Raw genomic sequence first — 22,450 nt, 5'->3', positions numbered from 1 at the left:
TTGGGTGCATTTGAACTCAGTCCTCATCACGTTCTCCGGATTTACGTCCGGAACGTGTCAACCCTCTTCAGGACGGGTCATGCCCGTAAAAAAAGCCACCGGCATTCACCGGTGGCTTTTTTACAGGAATAACCGGTAATTACTTGGTCATACGCTTGTACTTGATACGTTTTGGTTCCAGTGCATCGGCACCCAGGGTACGTTTTTTGTACTCTTCATATTCGGTGAAGTTACCTTCAAAGAAGGCAACATTCCCTTCATCCTGATAATCCAGAATATGAGTTGCAATACGGTCAAGGAACCAACGGTCGTGGGAAATAACCATCGCGCAGCCCGGGAATTCGAGCAGCGCATTTTCCAGCGCACGCAGGGTTTCCACGTCCAGGTCGTTGGTCGGTTCATCCAGCAGCAACAGGTTACCGCCGACCTGCAGCAGTTTTGCCAGGTGCAGACGGCCACGTTCACCACCGGACAGTTCGCCTACGCGTTTGCCCTGATCGGTGCCTTTGAAGTTAAAGCGGCCAACGTAGGCACGGCTTGGCATTTCAAAGTTGCCGATCTTCATAATGTCCTGACCCCCGGACACTTCTTCCCAGACGGTCTTACTGTTATCCATGGCATCACGGAACTGATCCACCGAGGCCAGTTTTACCGTCTCGCCCAGGGTCACAGAGCCGGAATCCGGTTGCTCCTGGCCTGAAAGCATACGGAACAGTGTCGATTTACCGGCACCGTTAGGACCGATGATCCCGACAATGGCTCCTTTTGGTACAGAGAAAGAGAGATCGTCGATCAATACGCGGTCGCCGTAGCTTTTCGTCAGGTGTTCAACTTCGATCACCTTATCGCCCAGGCGAGCCCCTGGCGGGATAAACAGTTCGCTGGTTTCGTTACGTTTCTGATAATCGACGCTGTTCAGCTCTTCAAAACGGGCCAGACGCGCTTTGCCTTTAGACTGACGGCCTTTCGCTCCCTGACGCACCCATTCCAGCTCTTTCTCGATTGACTTACGGCGGGCGGCTTCAGATGACGCCTCCTGGGCCAGACGCTGATCTTTCTGCTCAAGCCAGGAGGAGTAGTTACCTTCCCATGGGATCCCTTCACCGCGGTCCAGTTCGAGGATCCAGCCCGCCACATTGTCCAGGAAGTAACGGTCATGGGTAATCGCAACGACGGTACCTTCAAAGTCGTGCAGGAAGCGTTCCAGCCAGGCGACAGACTCTGCATCCAGGTGGTTCGTCGGTTCATCCAGCAACAGCATATCCGGCTTTTCTAACAGCAGACGGCACAGTGCAACACGACGACGTTCACCCCCGGAGAGGTTCGCAATTTTTGCATCCCAGTCCGGCAGGCGCAGGGCATCCGCCGCACGTTCAAACTGGGTATTAATGTTGTGACCATCGTGCGCCTGGATGATCTCTTCCAGACGTCCCTGCTCGGCGGCCAGTTTATCAAAATCAGCCTCCGGCTCGGCGTAGAGCGCATAGACTTCGTCCAGACGTTTCAGGGCGCCGACAACTTCAGCCATCGCTTCTTCCACGGACTCACGTACCGTGTGTTCAGGATTCAGCTGAGGTTCCTGTGGCAGATAGCCGATTTTCAGGCCAGGCTGCGGGCGGGCCTCACCTTCAATGTCGGTATCAATCCCGGCCATGATACGTAACAGCGTTGATTTACCTGCACCGTTAAGACCGAGAACCCCGATTTTTGCGCCGGGGAAAAAACTCAGAGAGATATTTTTCAGTATGTGACGCTTCGGCGGGACGACTTTGCCCACGCGATGCATGCTGTAAACGAATTGAGCCACGGAAATGAGCCTCTTTTAATACATAGTGTTCATAGGAATTCAGGCGGCAAGTGTAGCCTTTTTCACGACATATTCACACCCACTGTCGCTGAATGTCCGCCATCAGATAGCCTGCTGACCCGTGGCACGGAAGAGTACAGCAGACAGCCCTCCGGCCGCAGAGCGGCCTTATAACGGGTCGGTACGCGGAGGGACGCGCGGCCGGAAAAGAGAGCAGCGCTGCACCGGTAAGGTGATGATCAGCAGACACAGCAGAATCAGTCCGATCCCGGCCCAGCCAGTGAAAGGCAGTCGTTCACCGACCAGAGTGACCGCGAGCAGTGCAGCCACGACCGGTTCCGTCAGAGTCAGGGTGGTGGCGGTACTGGCCCGGATGCGGGCCAGGCCATAGCCGTAGCAAAGGTAGCCAATAAACATCGGGACCAGCGCCATATAGGCCCCTACGGCAGTGTTCATCCGGCTGTCGAGCAAAGGCGCCCCGGTGAACAGCAATACCGGCAGCAACAGCAGGGCACCGGCACCAAAGGTGGATCCCATGGCTGCGCTGGCGCTGACCCCGTTTTGCATCATCCGCCGGGCGGACCAGGAATAGAGAGCATAAGTAAAACCGGCCACCAGCCCGGGCAGGATCCCGACCGTGATTTGCAGGCCGTTACCTGCGGACGCCGCATGGCTTTCTGCGAGACATAACAGCACCATTCCGGCGACGCCGGTCAGGGCACCGAGGGTCCACTGGCGGCTCAGTGGGTGCTTATCAAACCCGTATTCGATCAGGGCAGAAAGCAGAGGCGCTGAACCGATGGAGACGACCGTACCTGCCGCGACACCGGCATTGTGCATAGAGGTGTAAAAGGCCAGCGGATAGATACCCACAGCCAGAGCGCCGATCAGTAAATAGCGGAAGTTCCCGGCGATCCGCCGACGCTGACGCAGTACCGGACGTAATGCGATCAGGGCCTGCAGCAGCCCCCCGGTCCCCATGGCGACGGAACCAATCGCCAGCGGGCTGACACCGGTGGCGAAAGTGGCCGCGGTTCCGGTCGTGCCCCACAGAATCGCAGCCATCAGGACGGCCATTATCCCCGGCAGAGTGCGGGTATCGGACTGGCTCATAAGGCCTCCATTAAGGCTTTCGCCATCGATCCCGCCTGACGAACACAGTCACCGTTACCTTCCAGGCCGGCACGGGAGGCACTGCCCTCCAGCAGAAAAGCCAGATGGCGGGCCAGCAGACGACAGCGCTGCGGGTCTGAAACAAGCTGGCAAAGGTGGCTGTTCAGTATTGCTTCCACTTCCTCTTTATGCTGGCGGATAGCCTGCCGGCCGGGCGCGCCGGCGGGCAGTTCGGCGGCTGCGTTCAGCAGTCCACAGCCGCGGAACCCGGCTTCATAAGCCACCCCGGCATGATCCGCATACGCGTCAAACACCGCCATCACTCCCTCCCGCGGGTTGGTGACCCGCGCCGCCCTTTTCTGATAGAGATCCAGCCACTCCTGATGCCGTACCGTCAGATAGACGGCAATCAGTTCGTCTTTTGAACTGAAATTGTTATACAGACTTTTTTTCGCTACCCCGGCTCGTTTTACGATGGCATCAATCCCGGTAGCGGTGATCCCGTAGTTATAAAACAGCACACGGGCCGCATTGATCAGTTTGTCATGGGCGGAAAGTTTGTCGCGCTGTATCGCAGTCATGGCAATGCCCTCGGGTTAAGTAGGTAGACCAGTATACTTACTTTTTCTCCCGGATCGAGATCGGTCAGAAAAAAAACGGCAGCAGAACACCCTTGCGGTATTCAGAGAGTTCCGGAAATGGCGGGGCGACCAACACCGGCCACGTCAGGGGAACGTACCGGGGAGATTCCCCGTTATAGTGAGTGCGACACGTGCTATAACTAAAGATGACCCGGCCAGCCCGGCGATAAATTCCCCCTGTATCCCGCAGATTTGTTCAGTATGATTGCCCTCCGTGGAGAATTATTCTGTGAGTCAGTCCGGGTAAATTTTCAGCCAGCCATAGCAAGTCAGGGGGCAACCCGTTAGCATGGAAGACTGCCAGTGATACGGTATTCAACGCCAGGCGACAAGAGGAGAGAAGTGTGATTAAGTGGAAGAACTGGGTATTAGGTCTCTGTCTGACGGGAATTGCAGGGATAAGTCAGGCCGATTCCTTAGATCAGCAGCGCCTGCGTTATCAGCAAATCAAACAAGCCTGGGATAATAATCAGATGGACACGGTTGATCAGTTGCTGCCGTCGCTGAAGGATTATCCGCTTTATCCGTACCTTGAATACCGCCTGATCTCTCAGGATCTCGATCAGGAAACCCCGCTGGCGGTGACCAACTTTATTAACCAGTACCCGACTTTGCCTTCTTCTTATAGCCTGAAAGGCCGCTTTATCAATGAGCTTGCCCGCCGTCAGGACTGGCAGGGGATCATCAGTTTCAGTCCGAATCCGCCAGGCCCGGTACAGGCGCGGTGTAACTGGTATTACGCCAACTGGGCGACCGGTAAACAAGCTATCGCCTGGGAAGGTGCTAAGAAACTGTGGATGACGGGGGCTAATCTGCCTTCAAGCTGTGATGCTTTGTTCACGGCATGGCAATCCTCCACCACATTCTCCCCGCAGTCCGTGCTGCTACGGATTGAATTAGCCTTCAATGACGGTAATGATGCATTGGTAAGAAAGTTAATTGCCATGCTGCCAGCCGATTACGGCACTCTGGCCGGGGCGCTTGGCGCGCTGCAACAGAACCCTCAGGGATTAAGCCTGTTTGCCGGTGCCGTGTCGCCCACCGATTTCAGCCGTGAAATTACCCGTATCGCGTTTGCCAGGCTGGCCCGGCAGGATGCGGATAATGCGAGAGCGATGATCCCTGTGCTGGCTTCTGAACAGAAAATGAGTGATGAGGAAGTCCAGCATCTGAAGGAGGATGTCGCCTGGCAATATATGGGCACCGATATCACCTCAGAACAACTGCGCTGGCGTGATAACGTGGTGATGGATAGTGATTCGACCGCTCTGATCGAGCGCCGGGTCAGACAGGCGATTTCAGATGATGACCACCGGGGGCTGAATACCTGGATTGCCCGGTTACCGGTAGAAGCGAAACAGAAAGATGAATGGCAGTACTGGCAGGCAGAATTACTGCTGGAGCAAGGGCATAAGCCGGAAGCGCAGCAGATTTTACGTGATCTGATGCAGCAACGCGGGTTTTATCCGATGGTCGCCGCTCAAAAACTGGGCGTACCTTACCATTTAACGATAGATCCGGCCCCGGCCCCGACGACCGCCATCACTCAGGGGGCCGAAATTGCCCGGGTCAGAGAACTGATGTACTGGGGGATGGATAACCTGGCCCGCAGTGAATGGGCAAACCTTATCCGCAGCAAACCCCGCACTGAGCAGCAAATGCTGGCACGCTACGCAGACGAACAGGACTGGTGGGATCTGAGTGTTCAGGCGACCATTACTGCAAAAATGTGGGACAGCCTGAAAGAGCGGTTCCCGCTCGCCTGGCAGCAATACTACCAGAAGTACGCTGCAGGCAAAGCGATCCCTGTAAGCTACGCCATGGCGATTTCCCGTCAGGAAAGTGCCTGGAACCCGAAAATCCGCTCCCCCGTCGGCGCCAGTGGTTTAATGCAGGTCATGCCGGGAACGGCGGCACATACCGTGAAAATGTTCCCGGTCAGCGATTACGTGAACAGCAGTCAGTTGCTCGACCCGCAGATGAATATTCAGATCGGGATGCAGTACCTGGATTATGTCTATCGTCAGTTCGACCAGAACCGTATCTTTGCATCTGCCGCCTACAATGCAGGGCCCGGGCGGGTACGTAAATGGCTGACAGTCAGTGCCGGTAAGCTGGATGCCGTAGGCTTCATCGAAACCATCCCGTTTGCTGAAACACGTAACTACGTGAAAAACGTGCTGGCTTATGATGCCTATTACCGTTATTTCCTGGGCCAGCCTGATCAGATAATCCAGGACCCGGAGTGGAATCGTCGCTACTGAGTGTGCTATGCTTCCGTACTCATTAACGAGTACGGAAGTCTCCTATGCTGCCTGATGCACCTGCGGACGAAAATTTTGAAGTTAACTGGTCACGTTTCGTGATGCTGCTGCAACAGGCAGTGCATGATAAGCAAGCAGAAACTCTGCTCCGGTTAATGATGACCCCGGACGAGCGTGAGGCATTAGCCACACGTTTGCGGATAATTGAAGAGCTGATGCGGGGTGAACTGAGCCAGCGGCAGCTAAAAGATCAGCTGGGGGTGGGTATTGCTACCATTACCCGTGGCTCGAACAGTCTGAAAGAGTCGCCGGCGGAACTGCGTCAGTGGCTCGAAACCCTGCTGCCGAAACTCTGAGTGTTATGGCAGCGTCGCCTGCTGATAAAGCGGATGCTGCATCGAACACAGCGCCAGTAACAGTGCCTGATGATATACCGACGTGCGTGTCAGCAGGCCGTCAGTGATAACACTGATGGCGCCTCCCTTTTGCTTAATATTCTCAATACCGGTCAGTCCGGCCATGACATGTCCCAGTTCCTGTCCCTGACGGAGCGCATCCATAATCGTGGACGGCAGGGGTAAACTGGCCGAGCGGGATTCCGCCCGGGTGGCAGTGTTTTCGATAACAATCCAGCCAAACGTCTGATTTTCATCAATACCGGCTTCTATCGCGACCCAGAAATCAGCCTCCGGATGCTGCTGACGCGCATTGAATACCCTCTGGCGTGCCCCCGTCAGGGTTTCCTGACTACTCATTGGCTGATCTGCTACACCACTCTCAGTTTCTGCCGCCGATATGTGGCACTGATCAGGGCCGAAAACGTCAGCGAAGGCCCCGGTAATGGCTTTGATTTTTGCCGGGTTGCGGGTAGCGGCGACAACATGGTACATAATGGTTAACTCACTTCGGGCAGTGGCTGGATCTGCCTCAGTATAATGGATAGGTAACATGCTACAAGTCTTTCTGGTTCGTCATGGTGAAACACAATGGAATGCTGAACGCCGCCTGCAGGGACAGAGTGATAGCCCTTTAACCGCTCTGGGAGAGCAGCAGGCCAGGCAGGTCGGAGAGCGTCTGAAATCGTACGGGATCACCCATATCATCAGCAGTGATCTGGGACGTACGCAGCAAACCGCAGCTATCATCGCGGAGTGTATCGGGTGTTCAGTACAAACAGATCCTCGCCTCAGGGAATTAAATATGGGGGTGCTGGAAACCCGTATTCTGAGCGGACTGACCACAGAAGAAGAAGGCTGGCGACAGTCGCTGGTGGACGGAACCTGTGAGGGGCGTATCCCGCAGGGTGAGAGTATGTCTGAAGTCGCCAGCAGAATGCGACAGGCGCTGGATGCCTGCCGGGAATTGCCTGCCGGAAGCCGCCCTTTACTGGTCAGCCACGGTATGGCGCTGGGCACGCTGATTAATACGTTACTTGGCCTGCCAGCCTGGGCCGAAAGACGCCTCAGGCTGAGAAACTGTTCTTTGTCGCGGGTCGATTTTCAGCACAGTCCCTGGCTGGCAGACGGCTGGATCGTGGAAACGGCAGGGGATGTGGCACATCTCGGAATGGTCACTGAGAATGCCAGTCAGTAGACGTCGGGATTTCATCACGACCCAGCGGTACAGTGCGCGGAATCGCTGAGAAATCCCGGAAGTTTAGCGGCTATGATCACCCGGATTGCGAATAGGAATGAGATATTCGCAATGCACTTCCACGTTGACCTCCCGGCTCAGTTTGCCGCCACGCGTAAAGAAGCGTTCGATATCCTGTCCGGCACGACGGGTCAGACCGAGGGTTGGCATACAGGTACTGTAGAGTACCAGGATGAACTCCTGCAGTTTTTCCTTTGGCCCTTTATAAGTAAACTGCACATAATCGCCGCCCTCAAGCGTGATTTTTTGTGCCGTTTGCAGATTACGGGCTGAGTCGTCGTCCGGAACCGCGGTGGTATACAGAATCTCCTGCTCGTCTTCTTTATCGATGCTGGAGCGGACCTGATGCAAACCATAAAGAATGCGCGGAGCGGATTCGGTATCATGCAGAAACTGACGCCAGAAGTGGCTGCGCATTTCCGCCCTGTAGACAGAGATTTGTTCCAGTGTGCAGCTATAACTTTGCGTCTGGCCCAGCAGAGAGGTTTCCGGCAGAGTGACAAAAGTCGCCTGAGGCATGGAGAATTCCCCCATCCGGATAGGCGGGCGCAGACCATAAGAGTTCCAGTCAGATGCCCGCCGATATCCTGCCGGCGTCTGGTTGAACTGCTTTTTAAACGCCCGGGTGAATGTCTGCTGAGAATCAAAACGGTATTGCAAAGCGATGTCCAGAATAGGACGACTGGTTAGCCTTAGTGCGACAGCTGCCTTAGAGAGACGTCTTGCCCGGATATAGGCGCCGATAGCATGCCCCGTTACATTTTTAAACATCCGCTGTAAATGCCACTTTGAGTATCCGGCCTTGAACGCAACATTATCCAGAGATAAGGGTTGGTCCAGATGGCTCTCCAGCCAGACAAGCAAATCGCGAATGATACCAGCTTGGTCCATATTACATCCTCACAGTCCTGGTTGGCACAAAAAGTCAGCAACCTACGCCAAACTAAGAATAGCATTAAATGCAAAAAAAACAGGGGCGGCGCACCGGTACCGTTTCCTGTTGTTACAATAATTCAGTGCTACAAAAGGAACACTTGAAGATATCAATAGTAACCTTATATTGATTATTCAGTAATCACCTAATAACGGGTAACTTAATGAAAATCAAAAAACTCCAGTATTTTGCCAACAAATTCCTCGCCGCTGGCTGCATTTTCTGTGCTTTTCAGGGAGTCGTTCATGCGGAAGAAATCGGTTCTGTTGACACAGTTTTCAAACTGTTAGGCCCTGACCACAAGATTGTAATCGAAGCGTTTGATGATCCAGATGTTAAAAATGTTACATGTTATATCAGCAGGGCGAAAACCGGTGGTATCAAAGGCGGTCTGGGATTGGCAGAAGATACCTCCGATGCCGCTATCTCCTGTCAGCAGGTAGGGCCGGTCGAATTATCCGACACTATTCAACCCGGAAAGTCAGATGTCGTGTTTAAAAAACGCACTTCTCTGATTTTCAAGAGCCTGCAGGTTGTACGTTTTTACGATAAAAAGAGAAATACACTGGTTTACATGAGCTATTCAGACAAGCTGGTTAACGGCTCGCCGAAAAATGCGATTAGCGCGGTTCCGATTATGCCCTGGCATTAAGAGCGCCGGAGGTCATAAAAAAGGGCCTGACAGCATCACTGTCAGGCCCTCAGAAAGCCGGTTTCCGCGGATTAATGTTCTTCTAACTCACCGCAAAAACGATAGCCTTCACCATGAATGGTGGCGATGATTTCCGGGGTATCCGCGTTTGATTCAAAATGTTTGCGGATACGACGGATAGTCACATCGACCGTCCGGTCATGAGGTTTCAGATCACGGCCCGTCATTTTTTTCAGCAAGTCGGCGCGGGTCTGAATTTTGCCCGGGTTCTCACAGAAATGCAGCATCGCGCGGAATTCGCTACGCGGCAGCTTGTACTGCTCACCCTGAGGGCTAATCAGTGAACGGCTATTGATATCCAGCGTCCAGCCATTGAACTGATAGTTTTCTACATGCTTACGCTCTTCGGTGCTCACGGCCAGGTTCATGGTACGTGACAGAAGGTTGCGGGCACGGATCGTCAGCTCACGCGGATTAAACGGTTTGGTGATATAATCATCCGCACCGATTTCCAGACCCAGAATTTTGTCGACTTCGTTGTCACGTCCGGTCAGGAACATCAGCGCAACACTGGCTTGCTCCCGTAATTCACGTGCCAGCAGCAGTCCGTTTTTACCTGGCAGGTTGATATCCATAATCACCAGGTTGACATCGTTGTCAGTCAAAAGCTGGTGCATTTCGGCACCATCAGTCGCCTCGAATACAACGTATCCTTCAGCTTCAAAAATACTTTTCAGGGTATTTCGGGTTACGAGCTCGTCTTCGACGATAAGAATTTGCGGGGTCTGCATGTTTTGCTACCTAAAATTTGCCATCAAAATTGATACAAGGCATACAGTGCTGATGTCTGAGATATCGGTTAACGTATTATGAGTCTGCATTGCCAATTTACGACGTTTTGTTCTTGATGCAGCACAGAATAACGCTAACGGCGGGTTCAGCTTAAACACAATCTGTCTGTATGCGCCGAAACGGGTCTTTCTCTGTTTTCATCCTAACCGCTTTAACAGCCAGCTAACAGCACCAACAACATTCAGGAAGCAAATAAAAACGCTTCGTTGACTTATATCAAAACTGAGTGTAGCACGTTAACACTTGTGTGAAAAATATCTCTTTTTTATCTCTCATAGGATAAATCGCTAAATAATTCACATACCGGCGGGGTCTGACGGGTATTTCGGGGATTTTTACATATAACTTATTGTAATTAAATAGTAAAAATGAATTTAACTTCGCTTATTCTCTGTCAGGCATGAATTCTGCCCCGCCAGCCGGTTAAAATAGACCGTTATCTGGCGCATAAAGTCTTCAGGCTTGTCCCGTCTATACCCATCGATAAGGTAATGAAATGTCCTTTCCTGTTATTTTAGTCTCACCGGCCAGACCCGAAAATGTGGGGGCTGCGGCCCGCGCGATGAAAACCATGGGGTTTAGCGAATTACGCATTGTGAACAGCGACGTCTGGCAGGATCCTGCGGCTTACCGCGTGGCACATGGTGCGACGGAGATCCTTGATAATGTTCGTCCGTTTCCGGATCTTGCGTCTGCGCTGGCCGACGTGGACTTCTCCGTGGCAACCACCGCCCGCAGCAGAGCAAAATTTCGCTATTACGCCACCCCGCAGCAGGCAGAAGTCTTACTGAAAGAGAAGCAGCAATGGGCAGGGCGTCTGGCCCTGATTTTCGGTTGTGAAGAGAGTGGCCTGACCAATGATGAACTGGCTCTGGCCGATCTGCTGACCGGTATTCCGATGGCCGTGGACTATCCCTCCCTCAACCTCGGTCAGGCAGTCATGGTACTTTGTTATCAGTTCTCTTCCCTGATGCAGGTTTCTGCGCCCCGTCATGCAACGGCGGACCCTCAGCAGTTACAGGCACTGCGTGCGCGTCTTCATCAATTGCTGGAACGTCTGGATGTCAGTGATGACCTGAAAATGACAGACTGGCTGGATCAGCGACTGGGATTGCTGGAACAAAGAGACAGTGCAATGTTACATCGCTTGCTGCACGATATCGAAAAAAAACTGACAGAGTAAATGGCTGTTTAACTTCCTTTTAGCAGCGGCTGATGTTGTCATCTGGCGGCAGAGTTTACGGATCGTACGGAATTTTACTGAATGTGCCGAGCATTAAAGTGCCGGGAAAAAGCGGTGAATATGATAAATTTATTGACTTAGAGGGCAGTTTGTTTTACTTCTGAAAGCAGACAGATTAAATGCAAAGCAGACAGAAAATACATGCGTAACTACAGCCTGAACATTACTATTATTACCATCACCATTACCACAGGTAACGGTGCGGGCTGACGCATAACAGGAAAAAATGAAAAAGCCCGCACCCCATCAGGTGCGGGCTTTTTTTTGGCGTAAATTCAGGAGTTAGTGAATCATGCGAGTGTTGAAATTTGGCGGAACCTCCGTTGCCAATGCCGAGCGGTTTATGCGCGTTGTCGACATACTGGAAAATAATGCAAAACAGGAGCAGGTTGCGACAGTTCTCTCTGCACCGGCCAGAATTACTAACCACTTAGTCGCGTTAATAGAGAAGACGATTTCCGGGCAGGATGCGTCCGCCAATCTGCAGGATGCCCGACACATTTTTGACACTCTGCTGAAAGAGTTATCGGTGGCACAGCCGGGGTTCGATCTGGCAGCACTCACACAATTCCTTGAAACTGAATTTGCCCGTTTACAGCACGTTATCCACGGGATTACCTTACTGGGACAATGCCCGGACAGCGTCAATGCTGCGGTCATCTGTACCGGTGAAAAACTCTCGATTGCCATTATGCAGGCGTTATTACAGGCCCGGGGCCATCGTGTTACGGTGATTGATCCGGTTGAAAAGTTACTGGCCATCGGTGGTTACCTTGAATCCACGGTGGATATTACCGAATCCACCCGCCGTATTGCTGCCAGCCAAATCCCGGCGGATCACTTTATTCTGATGGCGGGCTTCACCGCCGGCAACGAACAGGGTGAACTGGTCGTGCTGGGACGCAATGGTTCTGATTATTCTGCGGCGGTGCTGGCTGCGTGTTTGCGGGCAGACTGTTGTGAAATCTGGACAGATGTCGACGGGGTCTATACCTGTGATCCGCGTCAGGTACCGGATGCCAGATTACTGACCTCGATGTCGTACCAGGAAGCGATGGAACTGTCCTACTTTGGTGCTAAAGTGCTTCACCCCCGGACCATCACCCCTATCGCCCGTTTCCAGATCCCCTGCATTATTAAAAACACAGCCAACCCTTCCGCCCCGGGCACCCTGATTTCGGGAAATGCCGGGGATGACAACACACCGGTCAAAGGGATCACTAACCTGAATAATATGGCGATGTTTAATGTCTCCGGTCCCGGAATGAAAGGGATGGTGGGTATGGCCGCCCGGGTGTTTGCGGTCATGTCCCGTAAAGGGATCTCGGTGGTTTTAATTACCCAATCGTCCTCTGAATACAGTATCAGTTTTTGTGTTCCTCAAAACGAGATGCTGGCGGCCCGCCGGGCGCTGGAAGATGAGTTCTATCTGGAACTGAAAGACGGGCTATTAGAGCCGCTGGACGTTATCGAAAAACTGGCCATCATCTCGGTGGTCGGCGATGGAATGCGCACGCTGCGTGGGATCTCCGCCAGGTTCTTTGCCGCACTGGCGCGGGCTAACATTAATATTGTTGCGATTGCCCAGGGGTCGTCGGAACGCTCCATTTCGGTGGTGGTCAGCAATGAGGATGCCACGACCGGCGTCAGAGTCGTCCATCAGATGTTATTTGCCACCGACCAGGTCATTGAAGTGTTTGTGGTCGGTACCGGCGGTGTGGGCGGTGCCTTGCTGGAACAGTTGCATCGCCAGCAGAAGTGGCTGAAGAATAAACATATTGATCTGCGGGTCTGTGGTATCGCTAATTCGCGGGCCATGCTGACCAATGTGCATGGTATCCCGCTGGATAACTGGCAGGAACAATTATCGGGGGCAAAAGAGGTCTTCTCACTGGAGCGCCTGACACGACTGGCGAAGGAGTATCACCTGCTGAATCCGGTGATTGTGGATTGTACCTCCAGCCAGTCAATGGCCGATCAGTATGCGGATTTCCTGGGTGAAGGTTTCCATGTGGTGACGCCGAATAAGAAAGCGAATACCTCTTCCCGCGAGTACTATCAGGAAATACGCACGGCGGCTGAAAAGTCGCGTCGTAAGTTCCTGTACGATACCAATGTCGGTGCCGGATTACCGGTGATCGAAAACCTGCAAAACCTGCTGAATGCCGGGGATGAGCTGATTAAGTTCGACGGCATTCTGTCCGGTTCGCTCTCTTATATTTTCGGTATGCTCGACGACGGCGTCACGCTGTCCGAAGCCACCCGTAAGGCCCGTGAGCTCGGGTTTACTGAGCCGGATCCGCGTGATGATCTTTCCGGCATGGATGTCGCCCGTAAGTTATTAATTCTGGCCCGTGAGGCCGGAATGTCGCTGGAACTGAGTGATATTGCTATCGAAGCCGTTCTGCCGCAGGCGTTAACGGATCTGACGGATACGGAAGAGTTTATGCGTCGTCTGCCGGAACTGGATGCCACCTTTGCTGCCCGCGTCAGTGAGGCGCGTGAAGAAGGTAAGGTATTACGTTTTGTCGGCGCTATCGATGAGCAGGGGCAATGCAGCGTGAAAATTGCTGCGGTCGATAACAACGACCCGCTCTATAAAGTGAAGAATGGTGAAAATGCGCTGGCTTTCTACAGCCGTTATTATCAGCCGATCCCGCTTGTTCTGCGCGGGTACGGTGCAGGAAATGATGTGACTGCAGCCGGTGTATTTGCAGATTTATTGAGAACTCTGTCGTGGAAGCTGGGAGTCTGATCATGGTAAAAGTTTACGCACCGGCCTCTATCGGCAATGTCAGTGTCGGTTTTGATGTTCTGGGGGCCGCGGTCTCTCCGGTGGATGGTACCTTACTGGGGGACTGCGTCACCGTCGAAACAGCGGATGTCTTCAGCCTCGAAAACCGCGGAAAGTTTGTGGCAAAGCTCCCGGCTGATCCGAAGGAAAATATTGTTTATCAATGCTGGCAACGTTTTTGCCAGGAAATCGGCCGCGAAGTTCCGGTAAAAATGGTGCTGGAAAAAAATATGCCTATCGGCTCCGGTCTCGGCTCCAGTGCCTGTTCGGTGGTTGCCGGACTGATGGCAATGAATGAGTTTTGCGGTAAGCCTCTTGATGATAATCGCCTGCTGGCGCTGATGGGCGAACTGGAAGGCCGCGTCTCCGGCAGTGTCCATTTTGACAATGTGGCTCCCTGTTTCCTCGGCGGTCTACAGCTGATGCTGGAATCCGCGGGGATCACCTGTCAGCCGGTACCGTGCTTTGAGGAGTGGTACTGGGTCATGGCCTATCCGGGGATCAAGGTGTCGACAGCGGAAGCCCGTGCCATTTTACCGGCGACGTACAGTAAATCTGACTGTATTACCCATGGACGTATGCTTTCCGGGTTTATCCATGCCTGCCATACCCGACAGCCTCAACTGGCGGCAAGCCTGATGAAAGATGTCATGGCCGAACCGTATCGTGCCGGACTTTTGCCAGGGTTTGCACAGGCGCGTCAGGCCGTCACCGGATTAGGCGCACTGGCCTGCGGTATCTCCGGATCGGGTCCGACATTGTTCGCCGTCTGTGACACGCAGGAAGTGGCTGAACAAGCCCGCCAATGGTTGCAGCAGAACTACCTGCAGAACGATGAAGGCTTTGTACATATTTGCCGTCTTGATACGACCGGCGCACGAAAACTGGGATAAGCAATGAAATTATATAATCTGAAAGATCATAACGAGCAGGTCAGTTTTACTCAGGCCGTAAAGCAGGGGCTTGGCTCACAGCAGGGGCTGTTCTTTCCTAACGAACTCCCTGAGTTTGAACTGACAGAGATAGACCAGCTGCTGGAGATGGATTTTGTCAGCCGCAGCAGCAAGATCCTGTCGGCGTTTATCGGCGATGAAATCCCTGAACAGGAACTGGCAGCCCGTATCAACGCGGCCTTTACTTTCGGAGCCCCGGTACAGACGGTTTCTGACGATGTGGCATGTCTGGAACTGTTTCATGGGCCGACGCTGGCATTTAAAGACTTTGGCGGCCGTTTTATGGCGCAGATGCTGGCGTTAAGCAAAAGCAGTGATGAAAAAATCACTATTCTGACCGCCACCTCCGGTGATACCGGTGCGGCTGTGGCCCATGCATTTTATGGTATGGAAAACATTAATGTCGTGATCCTCTATCCGCAGGGGAAAATCAGCCCGCTGCAGGAGAAGCTGTTCTGTACGCTGGGAGGAAATATCCGGACTATCGCCATTGAAGGCGATTTTGATGACTGCCAGGCGCTGGTCAAACAGGCATTTGATGATCAGGAACTGAAACAGGCCATCGGCCTGAACTCAGCGAACTCGATCAATATCAGCCGGTTACTGGCGCAGATATGCTACTACTTTGAAGCCGTCGCCCAGTTGCCTCAGGAAAAACGCAATCAACTGGTGATCTCAGTCCCCAGCGGCAACTTCGGGGATCTGACCGCAGGTTTGCTGGCGAAGAGCCTGGGGCTGCCGGTGAAGCGTTTTATCGCAGCCACCAATGCCAATGATACGGTTCCGCGTTTTCTGAGCAGTGGCGACTGGACACCTCATAAAACGGTAGCCACCTTATCGAACGCGATGGATGTCAGCCAGCCGAACAACTGGCCGCGTGTTGAGGAGTTGTTCCGCCGTAAATCGTGGCAGCTGAATGAACTGGGATACGGTGCGCTCAGTGATGAGCAAACCCGGGCGGCGGTACGTGACCTGGCTGCAGAAGGCTATATTTCTGAACCCCATGCGGCCATCGCCTGGCGGGTTCTGCGTGATCAGTTACAGGACGGCGAGTATGGCCTGTTCCTGGGGACGGCCCATCCCGCGAAATTTAAGGAAAGCGTGGAAGAGATCCTGCAGCAGACACTGCCACTGCCGGCAGAGCTGGCAGAACGTGCAGAGCTGCCGCTGTTATCTGAGACCTTACCCGCAGATTTTGCTGCGCTGAGACGCTTCCTGACCGGTAACTCAGCGGAATAAGGTGTTACCGCCGGCGGGTCGTCAGACCCGCTGTCGTCACCGGTGGCCGGGCAGGTCACGCAGGTTTACTTATTGTTCGTGACGTTTGAAGACCAGTTCATCTGCACTGCTGCCCGCTTCATCATAGAAATACCCATCGGTATCAAAGGCCTTAAGCTGTTCAACCGAGCTCAGACGGTTGCGGATAATGTAGCGGGTCATCAGTCCGCGGGCTTTTTTCGCGTAGAAGCTAATCACCTTAAACTTGCCATTCTTTTCATCCAGGAATACCGGTTTCACAATCCGGCCTTTCAGGCTGCCCGGCTTCACCGCTTTGAAATATTCATCGGAGGCCAGGTTAACCAGCACATCGTCACCCTGATCGGCCAGAGCGTCGTTCAGCACTTTCGTCAGCCTATCTCCCCAGAAACTGTAGAGGTCTTTACCTTGCGGATTTGATAGTTTAATCCCCATTTCCAGACGGTAAGGCTGCATCAGATCGAGTGGTCGTAACACGCCGTACAGACCGGAAAGCATCCGCAGATGTTGCTGTGCAAAGGTGAAATCATCTTCTTCCAGCGTCCCGGCATCCAGCCCGGTATACACATCACCTTTAAAGGCCAGAATCGCCTGGCGGGCATTGTCAGGGGTAAAGTCTGCCTGCCAGTCGTTAAAGCGTTCGGCATTCAGGTGCGCCAGTTTATCGCTGATACTCATCAGGGAGGCTATTTGTGCCGGGCTTAGCTGGCGGGCGATATCGATAAGTTGCTGCGATGCGGCGAGCAGTTCTGGCTGTGTATATTTCTCAGTGGCCAACGGGCTTTCATAATCCAGCGTTTTCGCCGGGGATATCACCATTAACATTTACCATTCCTCTTGATTTCAGGCCCGCAGGCGATAGCTGATAGCCGGAGTTTAACAAAAAAGTTGCACGGATTGATCAATCGTTACTATTCCTCCGGGCTATGGTTAACAGGTCTGCCGGCATTTCAGCAGGCCTGAGAGGCTATCCGCACGGCATTATTTCACGGCTGTTTATCCGGGGCGGCCTTGCGCCTCAGCAAGTGCGTGATATTATCCGGAGAGGCTTTTTACACTGACAGTACAACAGAAGAGAAGCAAAACATGACGGACAAACTTTCATCACTGCGCAAGATCACCACCGTTGTAGCCGATACCGGTGATATCGAAGCAATGAAACTCTACCAGCCACAGGATGCAACCACTAACCCTTCACTGATCCTGAATGCTGCACAGATCCCTGAATACCGTAAACTGATCGATGAAGCTATCGAGTGGGCGCGTAAACAAAGCAATGATAAAGAGCAGCAGATTGCTTTTGCTTCCGACAAGCTGGCGGTAAACATCGGTCTGGAAATTCTGAAATTAATTCCTGGCCGTATCTCAACAGAAGTTGACGCACGTCTTTCTTACGATACCGAAGCGAGTATTGCTAAGGCTCATAGCCTGATCAAGCTGTACAATGATGCGGGTATCAGCAATGACCGTATTCTTATCAAGCTGGCATCGACCTGGCAGGGCATCCGTGCTGCCGAGCAGCTGGAGAAAGAAGGTATCAACTGTAACCTGACGCTGTTGTTCTCTTTCGCTCAGGCCCGTGCCTGCGCAGAAGCGGGTGTATTCCTGATCTCTCCGTTTGTTGGCCGTATTCTGGACTGGTACAAAGCTAACACCGATAAGAAAGAGTATGCCCCTCAGGAAGATCCGGGCGTTGTTTCTGTGACCGAGATTTATGACTATTACAAGCAACACGGTTATGAGACTGTGGTCATGGGTGCCAGCTTCCGTAACACCGGTGAGATTATTGAACTGGCCGGATGCGACCGTCTGACAATTTCTCCGGCACTGCTGAAAGAACTGTCTGAAACTCAGGGTGAAGTTGAACGTAAACTGAGTTACAGCGGTGAAGTGTCAGCCCGTCCTGAAAAAATGACCGAAGCTGAATTCCTGTGGGAGCACAACCAGGATCCGATGGCTATCGACAAACTGGCTCAGGGTATTCGCAACTTCGCTCTGGACCAGGGCAAACTGGAAAAAATGATTGCAGACCTGCTGTAATCTTTCCTCTCTCCCGCGACACGTTGCGTGTTGCGGGCTATTACTTCCTGCCTGCCGCTTTTACTGTTTCGACAGTCTCAATATAAAGTGAATTATCATGAATACTCTACGAATCGGACTGGTGTCGGTCTCTGATCGTGCCTCACAGGGCCTTTATCAGGACCAGGGCATTCCTGCGCTGTCTGACTGGCTGGGTCAGGCGATGGCCACGCCTTTTGTGCTGGAAAGCCGGGTGATCCCTGACGAACAGTCAGTGATCGAACAGACCTTATGTGAACTGGTTGATGAATATCATTGTCAACTGGTGCTGACGACCGGCGGGACCGGACCGGCACTGCGTGATGTCACACCGGAAGCGACCCTGTCGGTGGGGGATCGTGTCATGCCTGGCTTTGGTGAACAGATGCGCCAGATAAGCCTTCATTTTGTTCCCACCGCCATTTTGTCACGACAAACGGCCGTTATCCGTCAGCAGTCACTGATCCTGAACTTACCGGGGCAGCCAAAATCGATCAAAGAAACTCTGGAAGGGCTGAAAGATGACGCCGGCCATGTCCGTGTGCCCGGGATCTTTGCAAGTGTACCGTATTGTTTACAGTTGCTCGAGGGGCCTTATGTGGAGACTCATCCCGACGTGGTAGCATCATTCCGTCCTAAAAGCGCAAGGCGTGAGATAAACGACTAAATATCGTGTTTTTTAAGTGGAAAATTCAGGGCTACTGGTGTATCAAAATATTGACGATATAGTAATGACGGATTTACAACAATAACGTCACCGGACCTCTGAAAAGACGACTTAACATGGAAAAACACGCTGCAAGACCCCTGAATACTCAGGACTATAAGACCTTGCTGCTGGCCGCCCTGGGCGGAGCACTGGAATTTTACGATTTTATCATTTTCGTTTTTTTTGCCGCCGTCATTGGCGAACTCTTTTTCCCCGCGGATATTCCTGAATGGCTGCGGCAGGTACAGACCTTCGGGATCTTTGCGGCAGGTTACCTGGCCAGGCCGTTGGGCGGCATCATCATGGCGCATTTCGGCGATATTCTGGGCCGTAAAAAAATGTTCAGCCTGAGCATTTTACTGATGGCCTTGCCGACACTGGCGATGGGGCTGTTACCTTCCTACGACGTACTTGGCCTGGCCGCTCCGTTGTTACTGTTACTGATGCGTCTTTTACAGGGCGCGGCTATCGGCGGTGAAGTCCCCGGTGCCTGGGTATTTGTGGCCGAGCATGTGCCGGAAAAACGTACCGGGATAGCCTGCGGAACCCTGACCGCCGGTCTCACCGTCGGAATTTTACTTGGGTCGCTGGTGGCCGGTGAAATTAACCGGCATATGACACCTCAGCAGGTGGCCTCTGTCGGATGGCGTCTGGCGTTTCTGCTGGGGGGCGTGTTCGGATTCGTGGCGCTTTTCCTGCGCCGCTGGCTGCAGGAAACCCCGGTGTTTAAGCAGATGCAACAACAAAAAGCGCTGGCTGAATCGCTGCCTTTACAGGGAGTGATCCGCGATCATCGTAAGAGTCTGATGGTGTCGGTGTTACTGACCTGGCTATTGTCCGGTGCGCTGGTAGTACTGATCCTGATGGCTCCGGCACTGATGCAGAAGATGTATCACATCCCGGCTGTGGTCAGTTTGCAGGCCAACAGCGTTGCCACACTGATGCTTCTTGCCGGGTGTCTGCTGGCCGGAGTGCTGGTCGATCGTTACGGAGCCGGGCCTTGCCTGATTGCCGGGTGCGCATTTCTGGCGCTGATGACCTGGGTATTTTTCACCGTGACGGCGCGATACCCACAATATCTGTTACCGGTTTATGGGTTGCTGGGGCTGAGTGTCGGAACGGTAGGGATTGTTCCGTTTGTGATGGTGAGGGCGTTCCCGCCCGCCGTACGCTTCAGCGGAATTTCACTGGCCTATAATCTGTCGTATGCCATTTTTGGCGGCCTGACGCCGGTCATTGTGACGCTGGCGTTACGCCTGACGCCGATGGCACCCTGCGTATACATGGTCAGTCTGTGTGTCATGGGGGCAATAATTGGCGGTTATCTCTGTCGGCGCAGTCGCGGAGAAACGTTACCGCAAACGGCGTAAACCAGGCGGCAGATCTGAAAAGCAGCGCGGTGCGCTGTTTTTTTTTGATTTTTTTTCGGGGTAAACACTTGATGCGTGTTAAAGCAGCCCCATTTACTTTGTCATGCCGGAGAATGAATCTTAAAAAAAAGTTTTTTCTGCCGCTTGAAATTAGTTTCGGCGACCACATTTATGGTTCATATCCGAACAAAAACAGAATTTACGTGGGAGATGTGTAGAGATGGGTAAAATTATTGGTATTGACCTGGGTACAACCAATTCATGTGTTGCAATTATGGATGGTGGCAAAGCGCGCGTACTGGAAAATGCTGAGGGTGATCGTACCACACCTTCAATCATCGCCTACACTCAGGATGGCGAGACTCTGGTAGGTCAGCCTGCTAAACGTCAGGCCGTGACTAACCCGCAAAATACCCTGTTTGCTATTAAGCGTCTGATTGGTCGTCGCTTCCAGGACGAAGAAGTCCAGCGTGACCTGAAAATCATGCCTTACAAAATCGTCGGTTCAGACAATGGCGATGCCTGGCTGGAAGTGAAAGGCCAGAAAATGGCACCTCCGCAGATTTCTGCTGAAGTGCTGAAGAAAATGAAAAAAACCGCAGAAGATTATCTGGGTGAGCCGGTGACTGAAGCAGTCATCACCGTACCGGCTTACTTTAACGATGCTCAGCGTCAGGCTACTAAAGATGCCGGCCGTATCGCTGGTCTGGAAGTTAAGCGTATCATCAACGAACCTACCGCAGCGGCACTGGCCTACGGTATGGATAAAGCACAGGGTAACCGTACTATCGCGGTATATGACCTGGGTGGTGGTACTTTCGATATCTCTATTATCGAAATCGACGAAGTTGATGGCGAAAAAACCTTTGAAGTTCTGGCAACCAATGGTGATACCCATCTGGGTGGTGAAGACTTCGATAGCCGTCTGATCAACTATCTGGTTGAAGAATTTAAGAAAGAGCAGGGCATTGACCTGCGTAATGATCCGCTGGCAATGCAGCGTCTGAAAGAAGCGGCAGAGAAAGCAAAAATTGAGCTTTCTTCTGCGCAGCAGACCGACGTTAACCTGCCATATGTTACTGCGGATGCGACCGGTCCTAAGCACCTGAACATCAAAGTAACACGTTCAAAACTGGAATCACTGGTTGAAGATCTGGTGACCCGCTCGATTGAGCCGCTGAAAGTTGCTCTGAACGATGCTGGCCTGTCAGTTTCTGAAATCCATGACGTTATTCTGGTCGGTGGTCAGACCCGTATGCCTATGGTTCAGACCAAGGTAAAAGATTTCTTTGGTAAAGAGCCACGTAAAGACGTTAACCCTGATGAAGCTGTCGCTATCGGTGCCGCAGTGCAGGGTGGTGTTCTGGCCGGTGATGTAAAAGACGTTCTGCTGCTGGATGTCAGCCCGCTGTCCCTGGGTATCGAAACTATGGGCGGTGTGATGACGACCCTGATCAGCAAGAACACCACTATCCCGACCAAACACAGCCAGGTGTTCTCAACGGCAGAAGACAACCAGTCTGCGGTAACTATCCATGTGCTGCAGGGTGAGCGTAAACGTTCTTCTGATAACAAGTCGCTGGGTCAGTTTAACCTGGACGGTATTCAGGCAGCACCACGCGGTATGCCGCAGATCGAAGTGACTTTCGACATCGATGCTGATGGTATCCTGCACGTTTCTGCTAAAGACAAAAACAGCGGTAAAGAGCAGAAAATCACCATCAAGGCCTCTTCCGGTCTGAACGATGATGAAATCGAAAAAATGGTTCGTGATGCAGAACTGAATGCAGAATCTGACCGTAAATTCGAAGAACTGGTTCAGGCACGTAACCAGGGTGACCAGGTTGTTCACAGCACCCGTAAGCAGTTAGAAGAAGCCGGTGACAAACTGTCTGCTGATGACAAAGCACCGATTGACGCTGCACTGGCTGAGCTGGAAACTGCGCTGAAAGGCGAAGACAAAGCGGCTATCGATGCGAAGATTCAGGCACTGGCTGAAGTTTCCGGTAAGCTGATGGAAATGGCTCAGCAGTCCGCTCAGGCGAATGCCGCGGGTGCAGACGCTTCAGCTCAGAAAGATGACGATGTTGTCGATGCTGAATTTGAAGAAGTTAAAGATAAAAAATAATTGCCCATGAAGGGCCGGGCGA

At 52.7% G+C, this 22,450-nt stretch carries 20 protein-coding genes and 1 other annotated feature; of the genes, 13 read left to right on the top strand and 7 right to left on the bottom strand.

The window, feature by feature from the left end:
- Positions 1-139: 139 nt before the first annotated feature.
- The 3 genes from ettA to JK223_RS04955 form a co-directional block, all read right to left on the bottom strand.
- Positions 140-1,807, bottom strand: coding sequence for an energy-dependent translational throttle protein EttA (ettA, locus tag JK223_RS04965; protein WP_212713113.1), 1,668 nt, complete (start codon positions 1,805-1,807; stop codon positions 140-142).
- Positions 1,808-1,975: 168 nt separating this feature from the next.
- Positions 1,976-2,920, bottom strand: coding sequence for a DMT family transporter (locus JK223_RS04960; protein WP_212713112.1), 945 nt, complete (start codon positions 2,918-2,920; stop codon positions 1,976-1,978).
- On the bottom strand, positions 2,917-3,501 hold the full coding sequence (locus JK223_RS04955; RefSeq protein ID WP_212713111.1) for a TetR/AcrR family transcriptional regulator: 585 nt from the start codon (positions 3,499-3,501) through the stop codon (positions 2,917-2,919). The genes JK223_RS04960 and JK223_RS04955 overlap by 4 nt, the downstream gene beginning before the upstream one ends.
- Positions 3,502-3,905: 404 nt before the next feature.
- On the opposite strand from JK223_RS04955, the gene sltY reads away from it, so the two are divergent.
- Complete coding sequence (sltY, locus tag JK223_RS04950) at positions 3,906-5,825, top strand: murein transglycosylase (protein ID WP_212713110.1); 1,920 nt, start codon at positions 3,906-3,908, stop codon at positions 5,823-5,825.
- A 44-nt stretch (positions 5,826-5,869) separates the two neighbouring features.
- Positions 5,870-6,181: a trp operon repressor gene (trpR, locus tag JK223_RS04945; protein ID WP_212713109.1), complete on the top strand. Its 312-nt coding sequence runs from the start codon at positions 5,870-5,872 to the stop codon at positions 6,179-6,181.
- A 3-nt stretch (positions 6,182-6,184) separates the two neighbouring features.
- Here trpR and yjjX read toward each other — a convergent pair whose 3' ends face one another.
- Positions 6,185-6,715 (bottom strand): inosine/xanthosine triphosphatase, encoded by a 531-nt coding sequence (gene yjjX, locus JK223_RS04940; protein ID WP_212713217.1) that lies wholly within the window; start codon positions 6,713-6,715, stop codon positions 6,185-6,187.
- A 58-nt stretch (positions 6,716-6,773) separates the two neighbouring features.
- Here yjjX and gpmB point away from each other — a divergent pair, with 58 nt between their 5' ends.
- Positions 6,774-7,418 carry a 2,3-diphosphoglycerate-dependent phosphoglycerate mutase GpmB gene (gene gpmB, locus JK223_RS04935; RefSeq protein ID WP_212713108.1) on the top strand — a complete coding sequence of 215 codons (645 nt, stop codon included), beginning with the start codon at positions 6,774-6,776 and terminating at the stop codon, positions 7,416-7,418.
- Positions 7,419-7,481: 63 nt separating this feature from the next.
- On the opposite strand, the gene robA is transcribed toward gpmB, so the two are convergent.
- Positions 7,482-8,369, bottom strand: coding sequence for an MDR efflux pump AcrAB transcriptional activator RobA (gene robA / locus JK223_RS04930; protein ID WP_212713107.1), 888 nt, complete (start codon positions 8,367-8,369; stop codon positions 7,482-7,484).
- A gap of 191 nt (positions 8,370-8,560) precedes the next feature.
- Here robA and creA point away from each other — a divergent pair, with 191 nt between their 5' ends.
- Complete coding sequence (gene creA / locus JK223_RS04925; protein WP_371813066.1) at positions 8,561-9,064, top strand: protein CreA; 504 nt, start codon at positions 8,561-8,563, stop codon at positions 9,062-9,064.
- Between the two features lie 71 nt (positions 9,065-9,135).
- On the opposite strand, the gene arcA is transcribed toward creA, so the two are convergent.
- A complete protein-coding gene (gene arcA / locus JK223_RS04920) occupies positions 9,136-9,855 on the bottom strand; it encodes a two-component system response regulator ArcA (RefSeq protein ID WP_212713105.1) in 720 nt (239 codons plus the stop codon).
- Positions 9,856-10,412: 557 nt separating this feature from the next.
- Between arcA and JK223_RS04915 the strand changes: the two genes are divergently transcribed.
- The 5 genes from JK223_RS04915 (at position 10,413) to thrC (ending at position 16,145) form a co-directional block, all read left to right on the top strand.
- Complete coding sequence (locus JK223_RS04915) at positions 10,413-11,099, top strand: tRNA/rRNA methyltransferase (protein ID WP_212713104.1); 687 nt, start codon at positions 10,413-10,415, stop codon at positions 11,097-11,099.
- Positions 11,100-11,300: 201 nt separating this feature from the next.
- The gene (thrL, locus tag JK223_RS17110) at positions 11,301-11,369 is read left to right on the top strand and encodes a thr operon leader peptide (protein WP_212713216.1); all 69 of its coding nucleotides are present in this window, start codon (positions 11,301-11,303) and stop codon (positions 11,367-11,369) included.
- Positions 11,308-11,426: a sequence feature (Thr leader region), on the top strand. Its footprint overlaps the gene before it by 62 nt.
- Positions 11,427-11,451: 25 nt before the next feature.
- Positions 11,452-13,914, top strand: a complete 2,463-nt coding sequence (gene thrA, locus JK223_RS04905) for a bifunctional aspartate kinase/homoserine dehydrogenase I (RefSeq protein ID WP_212713103.1) — start codon at positions 11,452-11,454, stop codon at positions 13,912-13,914.
- A gap of 2 nt (positions 13,915-13,916) precedes the next feature.
- Positions 13,917-14,846, top strand: a complete 930-nt coding sequence (gene thrB / locus JK223_RS04900) for a homoserine kinase (protein WP_212713102.1) — start codon at positions 13,917-13,919, stop codon at positions 14,844-14,846.
- A 3-nt stretch (positions 14,847-14,849) separates the two neighbouring features.
- Positions 14,850-16,145 carry a threonine synthase gene (gene thrC, locus JK223_RS04895; RefSeq protein WP_212713101.1) on the top strand — a complete coding sequence of 432 codons (1,296 nt, stop codon included), beginning with the start codon at positions 14,850-14,852 and terminating at the stop codon, positions 16,143-16,145.
- A gap of 69 nt (positions 16,146-16,214) precedes the next feature.
- On the opposite strand, the gene yaaA is transcribed toward thrC, so the two are convergent.
- On the bottom strand, positions 16,215-16,988 hold the full coding sequence (gene yaaA / locus JK223_RS04890) for a peroxide stress protein YaaA (RefSeq protein WP_212713100.1): 774 nt from the start codon (positions 16,986-16,988) through the stop codon (positions 16,215-16,217).
- Positions 16,989-17,249: 261 nt separating this feature from the next.
- Here yaaA and tal point away from each other — a divergent pair, with 261 nt between their 5' ends.
- The 4 genes from tal to dnaK all read left to right on the top strand — a co-directional run bounded on the left by tal (position 17,250) and on the right by dnaK (position 22,428).
- Complete coding sequence (tal, locus tag JK223_RS04885) at positions 17,250-18,203, top strand: transaldolase (RefSeq protein ID WP_212713099.1); 954 nt, start codon at positions 17,250-17,252, stop codon at positions 18,201-18,203.
- A 97-nt stretch (positions 18,204-18,300) separates the two neighbouring features.
- Entirely contained in the window at positions 18,301-18,888 is a 588-nt protein-coding gene (gene mog, locus JK223_RS04880) for a molybdopterin adenylyltransferase (RefSeq protein ID WP_212713098.1), read from the top strand.
- 116 nt (positions 18,889-19,004) lie between these two features.
- Positions 19,005-20,300, top strand: a complete 1,296-nt coding sequence (locus tag JK223_RS04875) for an MFS transporter (RefSeq protein ID WP_212713097.1) — start codon at positions 19,005-19,007, stop codon at positions 20,298-20,300.
- 220 nt (positions 20,301-20,520) lie between these two features.
- Positions 20,521-22,428, top strand: coding sequence for a molecular chaperone DnaK (dnaK, locus tag JK223_RS04870; RefSeq protein ID WP_212713096.1), 1,908 nt, complete (start codon positions 20,521-20,523; stop codon positions 22,426-22,428).
- The last annotated feature ends 22 nt before the right edge of the window (positions 22,429-22,450 follow it).

It is taken from the genome of Tatumella sp. JGM118, from assembly GCF_018257515.1.
GTDB classification, from domain to species: Bacteria; Pseudomonadota; Gammaproteobacteria; order Enterobacterales; family Enterobacteriaceae; genus Tatumella; species Tatumella terrea.
This window is presented reverse-complemented; position numbering and strand designations above follow the sequence as displayed.

Coding starts and splice junctions, on each gene's coding strand:
- JK223_RS04960 (WP_212713112.1), bottom strand. CDS start 2,920: ATGAGCCAGTCCGATACCCGCACTCTGCCGGGGATAATGGCCGTCCTG.
- JK223_RS04955 (WP_212713111.1), bottom strand. CDS start 3,501: ATGACTGCGATACAGCGCGACAAACTTTCCGCCCATGACAAACTGATC.
- trpR (WP_212713109.1), top strand. CDS start 5,870: ATGCTGCCTGATGCACCTGCGGACGAAAATTTTGAAGTTAACTGGTCA.
- yjjX (WP_212713217.1), bottom strand. CDS start 6,715: ATGTACCATGTTGTCGCCGCTACCCGCAACCCGGCAAAAATCAAAGCC.
- gpmB (WP_212713108.1), top strand. CDS start 6,774: ATGCTACAAGTCTTTCTGGTTCGTCATGGTGAAACACAATGGAATGCT.
- robA (WP_212713107.1), bottom strand. CDS start 8,369: ATGGACCAAGCTGGTATCATTCGCGATTTGCTTGTCTGGCTGGAGAGC.
- arcA (WP_212713105.1), bottom strand. CDS start 9,855: ATGCAGACCCCGCAAATTCTTATCGTCGAAGACGAGCTCGTAACCCGA.
- JK223_RS04915 (WP_212713104.1), top strand. CDS start 10,413: ATGTCCTTTCCTGTTATTTTAGTCTCACCGGCCAGACCCGAAAATGTG.
- thrA (WP_212713103.1), top strand. CDS start 11,452: ATGCGAGTGTTGAAATTTGGCGGAACCTCCGTTGCCAATGCCGAGCGG.
- thrB (WP_212713102.1), top strand. CDS start 13,917: ATGGTAAAAGTTTACGCACCGGCCTCTATCGGCAATGTCAGTGTCGGT.
- thrC (WP_212713101.1), top strand. CDS start 14,850: ATGAAATTATATAATCTGAAAGATCATAACGAGCAGGTCAGTTTTACT.
- yaaA (WP_212713100.1), bottom strand. CDS start 16,988: ATGTTAATGGTGATATCCCCGGCGAAAACGCTGGATTATGAAAGCCCG.
- tal (WP_212713099.1), top strand. CDS start 17,250: ATGACGGACAAACTTTCATCACTGCGCAAGATCACCACCGTTGTAGCC.
- mog (WP_212713098.1), top strand. CDS start 18,301: ATGAATACTCTACGAATCGGACTGGTGTCGGTCTCTGATCGTGCCTCA.
- JK223_RS04875 (WP_212713097.1), top strand. CDS start 19,005: ATGGAAAAACACGCTGCAAGACCCCTGAATACTCAGGACTATAAGACC.
- dnaK (WP_212713096.1), top strand. CDS start 20,521: ATGGGTAAAATTATTGGTATTGACCTGGGTACAACCAATTCATGTGTT.